Here is a 14,824-nt window from a genome sequence, read left to right as displayed (position 1 = left end):
TCGGCGTCACCCCAGGACCGAGCATCGCAGGCTGCCCCCAGCGCCCGACAGGGCGATGGGGGACACGGGCAGCGGGGCCGCTTTCTCTTTGGTGACTTTCTCTTGGCGGCCCAAGAGAAAGTTACTGCGCCGCCGGGCGCACATCCCGGCTCCCGCCTTCGGCAAGCAGCCGAAGCGGCCACCGCCTACCAAACCACGATACGGGTGGCCTTGGGATCAGTAGGCGGCGCTCGCCTTGCCTGGTGCGTCGGCAATAGTGCTCCGATCTCCAAACTGCATCCTCAACTTCCGCGCCGCATTCACAAACATCAGCACATCCACCCCCACCGCCACAAACGTGCACCCCAGATCCAGATAGCGCTGTGCCAACACCGGGTCCGAGGTCAGCGTCCCCGCCGCCTTGCCACTGGCGATGATGGCCTTCATCGCGCCCTCGATGGCCGCCTGCACCTCCGGGTGGCCCGGATTGCCCCGGTGGCCCATCGAAGCGGCCAGATCGGCCGGACCGATGAAGACGCCGTGCACGCCGTCCACCGCGCAGATGGCTGGCAGGTTCTGCAGCGCGGTCACCGTCTCGGCCTGCACCAGCAGGCAGACCTCGTCGTCGGCCACGTTGAGGTAGTCGCTGCGCGCGCTCCACTGCGAGGCACGCCCCACGGCGCTGCCCACGCCGCGGATGCCGAGCGGCGGGTACTGCGTGGCGGCTGCAATGGCGCGGGCCTGTTCGGCCGTGTCCACCATGGGCACCAGCAGCGTGCGGGCACCGATGTCCAGCATCTGCTTGATGAGGGCCGTGCTGCCCTCGACCACGCGCACTACGGGCTGGGCGCCGTGGGCCGCCACCGACTGCAGCGCGGCCAGGGTGCTGCGCACGTCGTTGGGGGCGTGCTCGCCGTCGACCAGCAGCCAGTCGTAGCCGCAGGTGGCGGCGGCTTCGGCCAGGTAGGGGTCGGCCATGGAAAGCCACAGGCCGATCTGCGGGCGGCGTTCGGCGAGGGCGGTCTTGAAGGGGTTGTGTGCGGGCATGGTTTTTTCAGTCGAGTTGGCCTTGGCAGAGGTATTTGGTGTGCAGGTAGTCGTCGAGGCCGTGGGTCGATCCTTCGCGGCCGTAGCCCGATTCCTTGACGCCGCCGAAGGGCGCGGCCTCGGCCGCGATGGCGCCTTCGTTGATGCCCACGATGCCGGTCTCCAGTGCGTCCGCCACGCGCCAGATGCGGCGCGCGTCCTGGCTGTAGAAGTACGCAGCCAGGCCGAAGGGCGTGTCGTTGGCGGCGGCGATCACCTCGGCCTCGTCGGTGAAGCGCGTGAGCGGCGCCACGGGGCCGAAGGTCTCCTCGCAGGCGCAGGCCATGCTCGCGTCGGCGCCCACGAGCACGGTGGGTGCATAGTAGGTGGGGCCCAGCTGCGGCAGGCGTTCGCCGCCCGTGAGCACGCGTGCGCCACGGGCCACGGCGTCCTGCACGTGGCGCTCGATCTTCTCCACCGCACGGTCGTTGATCATGGGGCCGATCTGCGAGGCGGGGTCGCTCGCGGGGCCGACCTTCAGGGCTGCCACGCGCGTGGCCAGCTTGCTGGCGAAAGCGTCATGCACGCGCTCGTGCACGAACACCCGGTTCGGGCACACGCAGGTCTGGCCGCCGTTGCGGAATTTGGCGGCCATGAAGCCGTCCACGGCCGCGTCGATGTCCGCATCCTCGAACACGATGAAGGGCGCGTTGCCGCCCAGTTCCAGCGAGAGCTTCTTGAGCGTGTCCGCACTGCGCCGCGCCAGGTGCTTGCCCACGGGGGTGGAGCCGGTGAAGGTGATCTTGCGCACGCGCGCATCGTCCAGCCATACGTCCACCACCTCGGGCGTCTTTTCGCGCGAGGCGGTCACGATGTTGAGCACACCGGCAGGCACGCCGGCCTCGTGGGCCAGCAGCACCAGGGCCAGCGAGGTCAGCGGCGTGTCCTCGGCCGGCTTGCAGACCACGGTGCAGCCGGCGGCCAGGGCTGGGGCGATCTTGCGCGCGATCATCGCGGCCGGAAAGTTCCAGGGCGTGATCGCGGCCACCACGCCCACGGGTTCCTTCAGGGCGAACATGCGCCGGCCCGGCACGGGCGCGGGGATGAGCTCGCCGTTCATGCGCGTGGCCTCTTCGCCGAACCATTCGATGTAGCTGGCCGCATAGGCCACCTCGCCCTTGCCTTCGGCCAGGGGCTTGCCCTGTTCGCGCGAGATGAGCTTGCCCAGGTCGTCCTGGTGGGCCAGCACCAGGTCGTTCCAGCGCTTGATGGTCTGGGCGCGTTGCTTGGCCGGCACCTTCTTCCACGCGGGAAAAGCGGCGTGCGCGGCATCGAGTGCGGCGCGCGCTTCGGCATCGCCGCTGTCGGGCACCTCGGTGATGGTGGCGCCGGTGGCGGGGTCGGTCACGGCCAGCAGGGCGCCGGGTCCGGGCGTCCATTGGCCGGCAATGAAGTTGGCGTTGCGCAACAGGTCGGGGCGGGTCAGGGTCAAGGGCATGGGGGTCTGTCGATGGGTGGTTGGTGCGGGCTCAGCTGGTGATGCCTAGGTGCCAGGGCACGAACTCATGGTCGCCCAAGCCGAGGGCTTCGCTCTTGGTGGCCTCGCCGCTGGCGTGGCGCAGGATCTGCTCGAAGATGCGCTGGCCCATCTCGGGCACGGAGATGCCTTCGTCGATGACCACGCCGCAGTTGATGTCCATGTCCTCTTCGAGCCGGGTGTACATGGGCGTGTTGCTTGCCAGCTTGATGGTGGGTGCCGGCTTGCTGCCGAACATGGAGCCGCGCCCGGTGGTAAAGCAGATCAGCTGCGCGCCGCTGGCGATCTGGCCGGTGCAGGCCACGGGGTCGTAGCCGGGCGAGTCCATGAAGACGAAGCCGCTTTCGGTGATGGGTTCGGCGTACTCGTACACGGCCGTGAGCGGCGTGGTGCCGCCCTTCATGGCCGAACCCAGCGACTTCTCGAAGATGTTGGCCAGCCCGCCGGCCTGGTTGCCGTGGCCCACCACGCCGTTGAACTGGGCGTTCTGGCCCGCGGCGTAGCGCTCCCACCAGGCCAGGCGGTCCAGCAGCTTTTGGCCGACGGCGGGGCTCACGGCGCGGCGCGTGAGCATGAATTCCACGCCATGGATCTCGGGCGTCTCCGACAGGATGGCCGTGCCGCCGTGGCGCACCAGGATGTCCATGGCGGCACCCAAGGCGGGGTTGGCGGTGATGCCCGAGAAGCCGTCCGAGCCGCCGCACTCCAGCCCGATCTTGAGGTGGGCCGCGCTCACCGGCTGGCGCCGTGCGGCGTTGGCCTCGGGCAGCATGGCCTCGATGGCGGCGATGCCGGCCTCGATGGTGGCGCGCGTGCCGCCCACCTCCTGCATCACCAGGGTGCGCATGAGCCGGCCGGCCTTGAGGCCCTGCGAGTCCACCAGTGCATCGACCTGGTTGCGCTCGCAGCCCAGGCCGACAATGAGCACGCCCGCCAGATTGGGGTGGCGCGCATAGCCGGCCAGGGTGCGGCGCAGCACGTCGAAATGCTCGCTGGGCGAGGACATGCCGCAGCCGCTGGTCTGCGCAAAGGCGGCCACGCCGTCCACATGCGGGAAGGCGGCCAGCCGCTCGGGCGTGAAGTGCGCGGCAATGCGCTTGATGACCGTGGCCGAGCAGTTCACCGACGACAGGATGCCGATGAAGTTGCGCGTGCCCACGCTGCCATCGGCGCGCACGAAGCCCTGGAAGGTGGCGCGGTTGGCCTCAGGAACCAGGTCCACGGGCCGCACGTCGGCGCCGAAGGCCGGGTCGCGGTAGTAGTCCACGATCTTGAGGTTGTGGCTGTGCACGTAGTCGCCGGGCTCCAGGTCGCGCGTGGCAACGCCGATCACGGTGTCGTACTTGCGCACCTGCTCGCCCTCGGCGATGCGGCGCGCGGCGATCTTGTGGCCGGCGGGCACCTGGGCGCGCGTGCGCACGCCCAGTTCGGGAATCGTCTGGCCCAGCGCCAGCGCGGCCTTGGCGACCAGCACGTTGTCGTTGGGGTGCAGATGCAGCAGGGGGCTGGTGAGGAGGGCGGGAGCCTCGGGGGCGTTCATCGGGGGGGCCTTTTTTTGGGGTGACCGTGCCTGGCACGGTCCGGAAACTCAGCTGCGCATCAATTCGCGCAATTTGAGTTTGTCGATCAACACGGTCTCCTTCTGGTAGACCGCGTTCACATACTTCTCGTAGTCGGGGCCGTCCAGGTACAGGAGCGGCGCATCGAGCTTGTCGGCCACGGCCTTGAATTCGGGGCTGGCCACGGCCTGGCGGAAGGCGTCGCGCAGCTTGGCGGCCACGGCCGGCTCCAGGCCCTTGGGTGCGCCGATGCCGTTGGGGGCATCCACCACCACGTTGTAGCCTGCCTCGCGCAGGGTGGGCGTGTCCTTGAAGCGGGCCGTGCGCTGCTCGCCCCAGGTGGCCAGGAGGCGCAGCTTGCCGGCCTCCACATGCGGCGCCCAGGAGCTGGAGTCGGCCAGCGCATCCACATGGCCGCCGAGCACACCCTGCAGCGCCTCGGCGCCGCCCTTGTAGGGCACGTGGTTGAGCGCGATGCCGGCAGCCGCGGCGAACTCCTCCATGCCCACATGCGTGGCGCCACCCACACCGGCGTGGGCATACGTCACCTTGCCGGGGTTGGTCTTGGCATGGTCCACGAAGTCCGTCAAGGTCTTGAAGCGCGAGTCTGCCGGCACGGCGATGCCGAAGGTCTGGCCCGAGGTGCGCGCCAGGTAGGTGAAGTCCTTGCGTGGGTCGGCCTGCAAGGTGCCCAGCTGCGAAAAGCGCGTGACCGAGATGGGGATCTGGCCGATGGTGTAGCCGTCGGCCTTGGCCGAGGCCAGGGCCTTGGAGCCGATCATGCCCGAGGCACCCGCGCGGTTCTCCACCGCGATGGCCTGGCCCAGGATGCGCCCGGCCACGGTGCACAGCGTGCGCATCGACTGGTCGGCCGTGCCGCCCGCAGGCCAGGGGCAGATGAAGGTGATGGGGCGGTCGGGGTAGTTCTGTGCCAACAGCGTACCGGGCAGTGCGCCAAGCGCGGTGGCGCCGAGAGCGCCCAGGACGAGCTGGCGCCGTCCGCCGTGGGGGGTGTCGTGCATGCGTGTCTCCATCGTTGTTGTATCGAAAGCCGCGATTGTTCAGAAGCACTGCATAACAATCCAATGAAAATATGGACTCTCTTCATAGCCTTGACGACATGAATCAGGAGAAACCCCGATGACCCGCATCGACCGCGTCCTGCGCTCCAACCTCAAGCTGCGCCACCTGCAGATGCTGGTGGCGCTGGACCAGTTCCGCCACCTGGGCCGCGCGGCCGAGTTCCTCTCGGTCACGCAGCCGGCCGTCTCCAAGACCTTGGCCGAGATCGAGCGCATGTTCGGCCTGCCGCTGTTCGAACGCTCCACGCGCGGCACCGAGCCCACGGCGGCCGGTGCCAGCGTGGTGCGCTTCGCGCGCTCGGTGCTGGCCGGCTACGACCGCACGCGCGCCGAGATCGCGGCCGAGGCCAGCGGCGCCAGCGGCCGCACCAGCGTGGGCGCCATGGTGGTGGCCACGCCCGTGCTGCTGGCGCAGGCGGTGGAGCGGCTCAAGGCGCGCTCCATCCACACCAGCGTGCTGGTGGAAGAGGGCGACCTCACGCGCCTGCTGCCCAAGCTGCGCCTGGGCGAGCTCGACCTGTTCGTGGGCCGGCTCGAACCGGGCTATGCCTCGCCCGACCTGGAGACCGAGGCCCTGTATGCCGAGCCCATGGCGGTGGTGGTGCAGCCCGGCCACGCGCTCACGCGCAAGCGCAAGCCGCAGTGGGCCGACCTGGCCGCGCTGCCCTGCGTGATGCCGCCGCCCTGGGCCTCGCTGCGTGTCAAGCTCGACCAGATGTTCTTTGCGCACGACCTGCACCCGCCGGCCGACATCGTGGAGTCGGCCTCGTTCCTCACGCAGTTGTCCTTCATCCACCAGCGCGGTGCCGTGGCCTTCATGGCGCGCTCGGTCGCCCAGCACTTTGCGGCGCAGGGGCAGGTGGCCGTGCTGCCCCTGGCCGTGCCCATCGATCTGCCGCCCGTGGGCCTGATCACCCTGCGCGGGCAGCGGCCTACGCCCAGCACCGAGCAACTGATCGACTGCCTGCGGGAGGTGGTGGGTAGCCGCAAGAAGCCTCGCAGCAAGGCCTAGCCCCAGGTGCGCGCCAGCGCTGCGGCGGCTGCCTGCAGGCGCGGCAGCTTGTCCAGCGCCTGGGCCAGCGTCATGCGCGCTGCCGGGGCCTGCAGCGCCACGGCGCAGCGGATGCTGTGGCCATCGGCACCACGCACCGGCACGGCCACGCAGACCAGGCCTTCGACGAATTCCTCGGCGTCCACCGCATAGTCGTCCTTGCGGATGCGCTTGAACTCCGCGTCGAGCGCGGCGCGCGTGGTCAGCGTGGTGGCAGTGTGGCGGGTCAGCGCCAGGCCGTCGAGCAGCTTGTTGCGCTGGCCGGCGGCCATGTGCGCCAGCAGCAGCTTGCCGCTGGCCGAACAGTGCACGGGCACGCGCGTGCCGGGGCGCAGGTTCATCTGCAGCGGAAAGGCCGACTCGATGCGGTCCAGGTACACCACCTCCGCACCCGACAGGGCGGTGAAGTTGCAGCTCTCACCCACCTCGGCCACCAGCTGGCGCAGCACGGCGTGGCGCACGCCCTGCTGCGTGCTGCCGGCCAGCGTGGCCTCCGCCAGGCGCAGCAGGCGTGGGGCGGGGGCGTAGCGCCGGCCATCGGGTTCGCGCGCCAGCAGGCCGCCGGCCTCCAGCTGTACCAGCAGCCGGTGCACGCTGGGCTTGGGCCAGCCGCTGGCGGCCACGGCCTCGGCCAGGGTCAGCGGGCGCGCTTCGCGCACCAGCAGCTCCAGCAGGTCGAACAGGCGCAGGCCGGGGGATGCAGCGGAAGCGGTGATTTCTGTCATGAATCTCTGATTTCGAGACGAAATAAGAAAATATTCCGGGATTTATAAGGCCTGCCCTACAGTGGACGCAAGCCCTTTCCTGAAAGCCTTTGCTGCCCATGGCTCCATCCTCCGCTCCTTTTCGCAATGTCGTCGTGACCGGTGCCTGTGGCGGTTTGGGCCAGGCGCTGGTGCGCGACCTGCTGGCCCAGGGCGCCCAGGTGGCCCTGGTGGGCATGCAGCGCGATGTGCTCGATGCGCTGGCGGCCAGCGCGCCCGGGCGCTGCGCGGTGTACACCCCCGACGTGGCCGATGCCGCCGCGATGGCCCAGATGGCGGCCGACTGGATGGCGCGTGCCGGCCTGCCCGATCTGGTGGTTGCCAATGCGGGTGTGGCCGGCGGTTTCGACACCGGCGAGGCCGGCGACCTGGCCGTGATGCGCCGCATGCTGGAGATCAACCTGCTGGGCCCGGCCACCACCTTCCAGCCTTTCGTGCAGGCGCTGCGTGCGCATGCGGCGCAGGGGCCGCGCTGCGCGCTGGTGGGCGTGGCCAGCATCGCGGGCTGGCGCGGCATGCCCGGCAATGGCGCCTACTGCGCGAGCAAGGGCGGCCTGATCCGCTACCTGGAGAGCCTGCGGGCCGAATGCCGGGGCACGCGCCTGTCCGTGCACACCGTGAGCCCGGGCTACCTGCGCACGGCGCTCACCGCGGGCAACCGCTTCGCCATGCCGGGCCTGATGGAGCCTGATGCCGCCGCGCGTGCGCTGCTGGCCGGCGTGGCGCGCGGGCGCGAACACATCGTGCTGCCGCGCCATATCGGCTGGCTCTCGCGCCTGCTGGCCTGCCTGCCCGCGGCCACCTACGACCGCCTGCTGCGCGGCCAGCCGCGCAAGCCGCGCGTGGGCGAGGCGGGTGCCACCGCCATCCCGGGCCTGCCGGGCACCGCCCAGGCCCCTTCCGAACCCCGTTGAATCCCACCCGAGAGCACGCCCCCCGATGCAAGACGATCTCCGCCACGCCCCCACCGGCCTGCAGGCCTGCGTGGACACCACCACGCCCACCACGCGGGGCATGGTCGCGCTCATCGGCGCCGGCCCCTCGGGCCTGGCCGGCGCGCGCAACCTGCAGAAACTGGGCATTCCGTTCCAGGGCTTCGAGGCGTACACCGACGTGGGCGGGCTGTGGAACATCGCCAACCCGCGCTCCACGGTGTACGAATCGGCCCACCTGATATCGAGCAAGCGCACCACCGAGTTCAGCGAATTCCCCATGGCCGAGAGCGTGGCCGACTACCCCAGCCACCGCGAGCTGTGCCGCTACTTCGCGGCCTTTGCGGACCGCTTCGACCTGCGCCGGCATTTCCGCTTCGGCGTGCGCGTACTCAAGGTGGAACCGTTGGACGAGCGCGCAGACAGCCTGTGGCGCGTGACCATCGCCACGGCCGATGGCCACACCGAGTGCGCCGAGTACAAGGGCGTGGTCATCGCCAACGGCACGCTGGCCGAACCCAGCATGCCGAAGTTCGAGGGCCACTTCAGCGGCGAGTTGCTGCACACCTCGGCCTACAAGCACGCGCAGCAGTTCCAGGGCAAGCGCGTGCTCATCGTGGGTGCGGGCAACTCGGGCTGCGACATTGCGGTGGATGCGGTGCACTACGCCGACAGCGTGGACATCTCGGTGCGGCGCGGCTACTACTTCGTGCCCAAGTACGTGTTCGGCAAGCCGGCCGACACGCTGGGTGGCAAGCGCCCGCTGCCGCCCTGGCTCAAGCAGAAGGTGGACAGCACGGTCTTGAAGTGGTTCACGGGCGACCCCACGCGCTTCGGCTTTCCCAAGCCCACCTACAGGATGTACGAGTCGCACCCCATCGTGAACTCGCTCATCCTGCACCACCTGGGCCATGGCGACATCCATGTGAAGCCCGACATCGCGCGCTTCGACGGCCCCACCGTGCACTTCAAGGACGGCACGCGCCAGGACTACGACATGGTGCTGGCCGCCACCGGCTACACGCTGCACTACCCCTTCATCGCGCGCGAGCTGCTCAACTGGCAGGGCATGGCGCCGCGCCTGCACCTGAACATCTTTGCGCCCGGCCGGCGCCGCCTGGCCGTGCTGGGCATGATCGAGGCCAGCGGCATCGGCTGGCAGGGCCGCTACGAGCAGGCAGAGCTGGTGGCGCGCTACTTCAAGTCCCTCGACGGCGGCACGCCCGCCGCGCAGGCCTTCACCGCCGCGGTGCAGGGCCCGCCGCCGGACCTGTCGGGCGGCTTCAAGTACCTGCAGCTCGAACGCATGGCGTACTACGTGCACAAGGACACCTACCGCGCGGCCGTCCGAAAGGCATCGGCCGGGCTGGCCTGACCGGCGACAAGAAGAACTTCGAGGAGACAACGCATGCTGCCCGTGGACGAGATCCGCCTCAATTTCAACCCCGCCTCGCTGATGCTGCTCAACGCGGTGCTGGCCTTTCTGATGTTCGGCATTGCGCTCGACACGCGGGTGGACGACTTCCGTCGCGTGGCCAAGATGCCCTGGGCCATGGCCGTGGGCATTGCTGCCCAGTTCATCGTGCTGCCGGCAGTGACCTTTGCGCTCACGCTGCTGCTCGGCGTGGGGCCGAGCATTGCGCTGGGCATGATCCTGGTGGCCTGCTGCCCGCCGGGCAATGTGTCCAACATCCTCACGTACCGCGCGCGCGGCAACGTGGCGCTGTCGGTGTCCATGACGGCGATCTCCAATGCCATCGCCATCGTGGCCATGCCGCTCAACTTCGCCTTCTGGGGCGGCACGCACCCCACAGCCGCGCCGCTCTTGAAGACCATCGCGCTCGACCCGCTGGAGATGGTGGGCCACATCGTCGCCATCATCGGCCTGCCCTTTGTGTTGGGCCTGGCCTGCGCGCACCAGCTGCCGCGCCTCACGCAGCGCGTGAAGAAGACCGTGCGCATCGTGAGCTTCCTGGCGCTCATCGGCTTCATCCTCGGGGCCATCGCGGGCAACTGGCGCTTCTTCCTCGACTACGTGGGCCTGGTGCTGCTGGCCGTGGCGCTGCACGATGCGCTGGCCTTCGGCACCGGCTACCTGTGCGCGCGCGCCACCGGCCTGCAGGACTACGACCGGCGTGCGGTCTCCATCGAAGTCGGCATCCGCAATGCGGGCCTGGGCCTGGTGGTGATCTTCAGCTTCTTCGGTGGTTTGGGCGGCATGGCCGTGGTGGCCGGCGTCTGGGGCTTCTGGGACATCATCGCCGGCCTGGCGCTGGCCAGCTGGTGGGGGCGCAAGGACCCGGTGGGTGCCCCGCCCGCTGCGGTGGTGGGAGAGCACGCATGAGATCCACAACCATGCGGGCCCGCAATATCCTCGTCACCGGGGCCGACGGCTTTCTGGGCCGCGGCGTGGTGGCGGCATTGGCGCGGCGCCCGGACACCGGCACGGTGGTTGCTCTTGATGTGCGCGAGGTGCCCGTCGAGCGGCGCGAGCCGGGCATCCACTACCAGGCCCAGGACGTGCGCGACCCGTCCCTGGCCGCCACCCTGCAGCGCCATGCCATCGACACCGTGGTGCACCTGGCCTCCATCGTCACGCCGGGACGCGATTCGAACCGGGCCTTTGAATACGACGTGGACGTGAACGGCACGTGCAATGTGCTCGAGGCCTGTGCGGCGCAGGGCGTGCGGCATGTGGTGGTGTCGTCCAGCGGCGCAGCCTACGGCTACCACGCCGACAATGCGCCCTGGCTCACCGAGTCGCACCCGCTGCGCGGCAACGAAAGTTTTGCCTACGCCCACCACAAGCGCCTGGTCGAGGAGATGCTGGCCGCATGGCGCCAGAGCCACCCCGCGCTGGCGCAGACCGTGCTGCGCATCGGCACCATCCTGGGCGAGCGGGTGGACAACCAGATCACCGCACTGTTCGAGAAGCCGCGCCTGCTGGCCATCCGCGGCAGCGACAGCCCCTTTGTCTTCATCTGGGACGAGGACGTGACCGGCGCGCTGCTGCATGCGCTCGATGGCGCGGCGCCCGGCTGCTACAACCTGGCGGGCGATGGTGCGCTCACCATCCACCAGATCGCCGCGCGCCTGGGCAAGACCACGCTCGGCCTGCCGGCCTGGCTGCTGCAATCGGCCTTGTTCGTAGGCTCGCGCCTGGGCGTGAGCCGCTATGGCCCCGAGCAGCTCGACTTTCTGCGCTACCGGCCGGTGCTGCTCAACACCGCCCTCAAGGAGCAATTGGGCTATGTGCCGCGCAAGACCAGCGCCGAGGCCTTCGATGCCTTCGTGGCCGCGCGCCAGCGGCAGGGCCGGCCGGTGGCCGTGGCCGGCACCCTGGCGGGCAGCCGCGCATGAGCATAGCGACAGTGTCCGGCGATGCGCCGCCCCGTGCGCTCTCGCAGGGTGATCTGGGCTGCGCGCTCGCGGTCATCGTGATCTGGGGCTCGAATTTCGTGGTCATGAAGATGGGGCTGCAGACCCTCAGCCCCATGCTGCTGGGCGCGCTGCGCTTCGTGGCTGCCTCGCTGCCCTTCCTGCTCTTCGTGCGCCGGCCGCAGCTGCCCTGGCGATTCATCGTGGCCTACGGCCTGGCCCAGGGCGTGGGGCAGTTCGGCCTGCTGTTCCTGGGCCTGCGCCTGGGCATGACGGCGGGCATGGCCTCGGTGGTCATGCAGACCCAGGCCTTCTTCACCCTGATCCTCGCCGTCACGTTGTTGCACGAGCGCGCGCGCCCTGCACAGTGGCTGGGCCTGGCGGTGGCGTTCGCGGGCCTCCTGGTGATCGCCAGCGCCCATGGCGAGGGCGCGCTGCAGATGAGCCTGGCGGGCTTTGTCCTCACGCTGGGCGCGGCCTTCATGTGGGCCCTGTCCAACCTGGTGGTGCGCTTTGCGGCGCGGGTAGGCGGGCAGTACGCGCCGTTTCCCTTTGTCGTGTGGAGCAGCACCGTGCCCATCGTGCCCTTCTTCGCGCTGGCGCTGTGGCTCGATGGCCCGGCCTCGGTAACGGTGCAGTTGGGTGCCTTGAACGGGCAGGCGTTGTTCGCCGTGCTCTACCTGGCCCTGCTGGCCACCCTGCTGGCCTACAGCCTGTGGACGCGGCTGCTGCAGCGCCACCCGGCAGGGCGGGTGACACCGTTCTCGCTGCTGATCCCGGTGGTGGGCTTGCTGGCCGCCATGCTGGTGCTGGGCGAGCAGCCCGCGCCCGCGCAATGGGCGGGCACGGCGGCCGTGCTCTGCGGCATGCTCATCAACCAGTTCGGGCACCGGCTGAGGCGCAGCTGAGAGCTCAGGCCGCCGCGATGCGCGCCGCGATGGCCTGGCCCAGCTCGGTGGTGTTGGCCGTGCCACCCAGGTCGGGCGTGAGCGGGCCTTCCTTCAGCGCGGCTTCGATGGCAGCCACGATGGCATCGTGCGCGGCGCGGCCGGCGCCCTGGCCTTTGGTGAGAAAGTCCAGCATCAGTGCACCCGACCAGATCATGGCGATGGGGTTGGCGATGTTCTTGCCGTAGATGTCGGGCGCCGAGCCGTGCACGGGCTCGAACAGCGAGGGGAAGGTGCGGTCCGGGTTCAGGTTGGCCGAAGGGGCCAGGCCGATGGTGCCCGTGGTCGCGGGGCCCAGGTCCGACAGGATGTCGCCGAACAGGTTGGTCGCGGCCACTACGTCGAAGCGGCCTGGCTGCAGCACGAAGCGCGCGGTCAGGATGTCGATGTGCTGCTTGTCCAGCGTGATCCCGGGGTAGTCCTTGGCGACTTCCTCGGCACGCTGGTCCCACCAGGGCATGCTGATGGCGATGCCGTTGCTCTTGGTGGCCAGGGTCACGTGCTTGCGTGGGCGGCTCTGGGCCAGGTCGAAGGCGAATTTGAGCAGGCGCTCGGCGCCCTTGCGCGAGTACACCGATTCCTGGATCACGATCTCGCGGTCCGTGCCCTCGTACATGATGCCGCCGAGCGAGGTGTACTCGCCCTCGGTGTTCTCGCGCACCACGTAGTAGTCGATGTCGCCGGGCTTGCGGCCGGCCAGCGGGCAGGGCACACCCTCGAACAGGCGCACCGGGCGCAGGTTGATGTACTGGTCGAACTCGCGGCGGAACTTGAGCAGCGAACCCCACAGCGACACATGGTCGGGCACGGTGGCGGGCCAGCCCACGGCGCCGAAGAAGATCGCGTCCACGTCCGAGAGCTGGGCCTTCCAGTCGTCGGGCATCATCTGGCCGTGTTCGGCATAGTAGTCGCAGCTGGCCCAGTCGATGGTGCGGTAGCTCAGCGCAATGCCGAAGTGCTCGGCCGCGGCCTTCACGGCGCGCAGGCCTTCGGGCATGACTTCCTTGCCGATACCGTCGCCGGGGATCACGGCAATGGTGTATTGGGTGGTGCTGCTGCTCATCAGATGTCTTCCTTGCATGGTGGCGGGTGTGTGGCCTGCATTGTTGGACAGTCCCCACCAAAATACAATCGGCCGCCTGTGCATCCATTGTTCACACTTCGTGCATAAAACACCGTCCAACGAAGACCTGCGCGTGTTCACCGTGGTGGTGCGCAAGTCGAGCTTTGCCGACGCGGCCACCGAGCTGGGCACCTCGCCCGCCTATGTGAGCAAGCGCATCCGCCTGCTGGAAGAAGATCTGGCCGTGAAGCTGCTGCACCGCACGACGCGGCGCGTGGCGGTCACGGAGGAGGGCGAGCGCGTGTTCCACTGGGCCCAGCGCATCCTCGATGATGTGGACCAGCTGCTGCAGGAGGTGGCGGTCACGCGCCGCGAGCCGCGCGGCCTGCTGCGCGTGAGCAGCAGCTTCGGCTTTGGCCGGCGCATCGTGGCGCCGGCGCTCTCACGCTTGGTGGAGCGGCACCCGGGCCTGCAGGTGCGGCTGGAGGTGTTCGACCGGCTGGTGGACGTAGCGGGCGAAGGCTTCGACCTGGACGTGCGTGTGGGCGACGAGATTGCGCCCCACCTGATCGCGCGGCGCCTGGCCGACAACCACCGAGTGCTGTGCGCGGCCCCGGCCTACCTGGCGCGCCACGGCACGCCGCGCGCGCTGGCGGATCTCTCCAGCCACGACTGCCTGGTGATCAAGGAGCGCGACCACCCCATTGGCGTATGGCGCCTGCGCGCCGGTGCGGTGGAAGAGATGGTCAAGGTGCGCGGCCCGCTGTCGGCCAACAACGGCGAGATGGTGGTGCAGTGGGCGGTGGACGGGCGCGGCATTGCGCTGCGCTCGCTGTGGGACGTGCAGCCCCACCTCTTGGCCGGGCAGCTGGTGCAGGTGCTGCCCGAATGGCGCCAGGACGCCAACGTCTGGGCCGTGTACCCCACGCGGCTGCACCTGTCGGCCAAGGTGCGCGTGTGCGTGGAGTTTTTGCAGGACCACTTTGAAAAAGAGTGGTCCGGGATCGGCTGAAGGCCGATCAGCCTCCGGCCAGGGCGGTTTTCACCGCGCCGGACACCTGGCCCATGTCGGCCTTGCCGGCCAGGCGGGTCTTGACCACGCCCATGACCTTGCCCATGTCGCCGGGGCCGGAGGCGCCCAGTTCGGCCACGATGGCCTTCACGGCGGCCAGGGTTTCCTCGGCCGACATGCGTTCGGGCAGGTAGGTCTGCAGCACGGCCATTTCCGACTTTTCCTTGTCGGCCAGGTCCTGGCGCGATGCCTGCTCGAAGGCGGCGATGGAGTCCTTGCGCTGCTTGATCAGCTTGTCCACGATGGCGACCACGGCCACGTCGTCAAGCTCCACGCGCTCGTCGACTTCCTTTTGCTTCATCGCCGCCAGCAGCAGGCGGATGGTGGCCAGGCGCTCGCTGTCCTTGGCGCGCATGGCGGTCTTCATGTCTTCGGTGATCTGGTCCTTGAGGGACATGGCATTTCTCCTGTGGTCTTCTGGTGGGTCTGCGGCA

Annotated in this window: 14 protein-coding genes; 7 read left to right on the top strand and 7 right to left on the bottom strand. The window is 69.3% G+C overall.

The genetic code is table 11. The features are described 5' to 3' along the window. Positions 1-216: 216 nt before the first annotated feature. The 4 genes from AC3WOH_RS33485 to AC3WOH_RS33470 are packed head-to-tail and all read right to left on the bottom strand — an operon-like array spanning position 217 to position 5,123. On the bottom strand, positions 217-1,026 hold the full coding sequence (locus tag AC3WOH_RS33485; RefSeq protein ID WP_492233646.1) for an aldolase/citrate lyase family protein: 810 nt from the start codon (positions 1,024-1,026) through the stop codon (positions 217-219). 7 nt (positions 1,027-1,033) lie between these two features. Continuing rightward, complete coding sequence (locus AC3WOH_RS33480; RefSeq protein ID WP_492233645.1) at positions 1,034-2,503, bottom strand: NAD-dependent succinate-semialdehyde dehydrogenase; 1,470 nt, start codon at positions 2,501-2,503, stop codon at positions 1,034-1,036. A gap of 31 nt (positions 2,504-2,534) precedes the next feature. Next, positions 2,535-4,082: a UxaA family hydrolase gene (locus AC3WOH_RS33475; RefSeq protein ID WP_492233644.1), complete on the bottom strand. Its 1,548-nt coding sequence runs from the start codon at positions 4,080-4,082 to the stop codon at positions 2,535-2,537. A gap of 48 nt (positions 4,083-4,130) precedes the next feature. Beyond that, positions 4,131-5,123 (bottom strand): Bug family tripartite tricarboxylate transporter substrate binding protein, encoded by a 993-nt coding sequence (locus AC3WOH_RS33470; protein ID WP_492233643.1) that lies wholly within the window; start codon positions 5,121-5,123, stop codon positions 4,131-4,133. Between the two features lie 118 nt (positions 5,124-5,241). Here AC3WOH_RS33470 and AC3WOH_RS33465 point away from each other — a divergent pair, with 118 nt between their 5' ends. Further along, positions 5,242-6,195 carry a LysR substrate-binding domain-containing protein gene (locus tag AC3WOH_RS33465; RefSeq protein ID WP_492233642.1) on the top strand — a complete coding sequence of 318 codons (954 nt, stop codon included), beginning with the start codon at positions 5,242-5,244 and terminating at the stop codon, positions 6,193-6,195. Here AC3WOH_RS33465 and AC3WOH_RS33460 read toward each other — a convergent pair. Further along, positions 6,192-6,959, bottom strand: a complete 768-nt coding sequence (locus AC3WOH_RS33460; RefSeq protein WP_492233641.1) for an IclR family transcriptional regulator — start codon at positions 6,957-6,959, stop codon at positions 6,192-6,194. The two genes, AC3WOH_RS33465 and AC3WOH_RS33460, sit on opposite strands and share 4 nt — an antisense overlap. A gap of 98 nt (positions 6,960-7,057) precedes the next feature. Here AC3WOH_RS33460 and AC3WOH_RS33455 point away from each other — a divergent pair, with 98 nt between their 5' ends. Genes AC3WOH_RS33455 through AC3WOH_RS33435 form a run of 5 tightly spaced genes read left to right on the top strand, consistent with a single transcriptional unit; the run spans position 7,058 to position 12,216 of the window. After that, entirely contained in the window at positions 7,058-7,912 is an 855-nt protein-coding gene (locus tag AC3WOH_RS33455; RefSeq protein WP_492233640.1) for an SDR family oxidoreductase, read from the top strand. Between the two features lie 25 nt (positions 7,913-7,937). Continuing rightward, positions 7,938-9,305: a flavin-containing monooxygenase gene (locus AC3WOH_RS33450; RefSeq protein ID WP_492233639.1), complete on the top strand. Its 1,368-nt coding sequence runs from the start codon at positions 7,938-7,940 to the stop codon at positions 9,303-9,305. A 33-nt stretch (positions 9,306-9,338) separates the two neighbouring features. Then, entirely contained in the window at positions 9,339-10,274 is a 936-nt protein-coding gene (locus AC3WOH_RS33445) for a bile acid:sodium symporter family protein (protein ID WP_492233638.1), read from the top strand. Beyond that, on the top strand, positions 10,271-11,290 hold the full coding sequence (locus AC3WOH_RS33440) for an SDR family oxidoreductase (protein WP_492233637.1): 1,020 nt from the start codon (positions 10,271-10,273) through the stop codon (positions 11,288-11,290). Before AC3WOH_RS33445 ends, AC3WOH_RS33440 begins: the two co-directional genes overlap by 4 nt. Beyond that, complete coding sequence (locus AC3WOH_RS33435) at positions 11,287-12,216, top strand: EamA family transporter (protein ID WP_492233636.1); 930 nt, start codon at positions 11,287-11,289, stop codon at positions 12,214-12,216. The genes AC3WOH_RS33440 and AC3WOH_RS33435 overlap by 4 nt, the downstream gene beginning before the upstream one ends. A 4-nt stretch (positions 12,217-12,220) precedes the next feature. Here AC3WOH_RS33435 and AC3WOH_RS33430 read toward each other — a convergent pair whose 3' ends face one another. Continuing rightward, the gene (locus tag AC3WOH_RS33430) at positions 12,221-13,318 is read right to left on the bottom strand and encodes a tartrate dehydrogenase (RefSeq protein ID WP_492233635.1); all 1,098 of its coding nucleotides are present in this window, start codon (positions 13,316-13,318) and stop codon (positions 12,221-12,223) included. Positions 13,319-13,418: 100 nt separating this feature from the next. Here AC3WOH_RS33430 and AC3WOH_RS33425 point away from each other — a divergent pair, with 100 nt between their 5' ends. Beyond that, positions 13,419-14,330, top strand: coding sequence for a LysR substrate-binding domain-containing protein (locus AC3WOH_RS33425; protein WP_492233634.1), 912 nt, complete (start codon positions 13,419-13,421; stop codon positions 14,328-14,330). A 7-nt stretch (positions 14,331-14,337) separates the two neighbouring features. Here the strand turns inward: AC3WOH_RS33425 and AC3WOH_RS33420 are convergent, their stop codons facing one another. Continuing rightward, a complete protein-coding gene (locus tag AC3WOH_RS33420) occupies positions 14,338-14,787 on the bottom strand; it encodes a GatB/YqeY domain-containing protein (protein WP_492233633.1) in 450 nt (149 codons plus the stop codon). Between the last annotated feature and the right edge of the window lie 37 nt (positions 14,788-14,824).

The organism is Acidovorax sp. FW305-C-20-28 (assembly GCF_058783375.1).
This window is presented reverse-complemented; position numbering and strand designations above follow the sequence as displayed.

Bases quoted from the DNA above. Each gene is read 5' to 3' on its own strand.
- AC3WOH_RS33455 (WP_492233640.1), top strand. From the start codon at position 7,058: ATGGCTCCATCCTCCGCTCCTTTTCGCAATGTCGTCGTGACCGGTGCC.
- AC3WOH_RS33485 (WP_492233646.1), bottom strand. From the start codon at position 1,026: ATGCCCGCACACAACCCCTTCAAGACCGCCCTCGCCGAACGCCGCCCG.
- AC3WOH_RS33480 (WP_492233645.1), bottom strand. From the start codon at position 2,503: ATGCCCTTGACCCTGACCCGCCCCGACCTGTTGCGCAACGCCAACTTC.
- AC3WOH_RS33420 (WP_492233633.1), bottom strand. From the start codon at position 14,787: ATGTCCCTCAAGGACCAGATCACCGAAGACATGAAGACCGCCATGCGC.
- AC3WOH_RS33440 (WP_492233637.1), top strand. From the start codon at position 10,271: ATGAGATCCACAACCATGCGGGCCCGCAATATCCTCGTCACCGGGGCC.
- AC3WOH_RS33450 (WP_492233639.1), top strand. From the start codon at position 7,938: ATGCAAGACGATCTCCGCCACGCCCCCACCGGCCTGCAGGCCTGCGTG.
- AC3WOH_RS33475 (WP_492233644.1), bottom strand. From the start codon at position 4,082: ATGAACGCCCCCGAGGCTCCCGCCCTCCTCACCAGCCCCCTGCTGCAT.
- AC3WOH_RS33435 (WP_492233636.1), top strand. From the start codon at position 11,287: ATGAGCATAGCGACAGTGTCCGGCGATGCGCCGCCCCGTGCGCTCTCG.
- AC3WOH_RS33465 (WP_492233642.1), top strand. From the start codon at position 5,242: ATGACCCGCATCGACCGCGTCCTGCGCTCCAACCTCAAGCTGCGCCAC.
- AC3WOH_RS33430 (WP_492233635.1), bottom strand. From the start codon at position 13,318: ATGAGCAGCAGCACCACCCAATACACCATTGCCGTGATCCCCGGCGAC.
- AC3WOH_RS33445 (WP_492233638.1), top strand. From the start codon at position 9,339: ATGCTGCCCGTGGACGAGATCCGCCTCAATTTCAACCCCGCCTCGCTG.
- AC3WOH_RS33460 (WP_492233641.1), bottom strand. From the start codon at position 6,959: ATGACAGAAATCACCGCTTCCGCTGCATCCCCCGGCCTGCGCCTGTTC.
- AC3WOH_RS33470 (WP_492233643.1), bottom strand. From the start codon at position 5,123: ATGCACGACACCCCCCACGGCGGACGGCGCCAGCTCGTCCTGGGCGCT.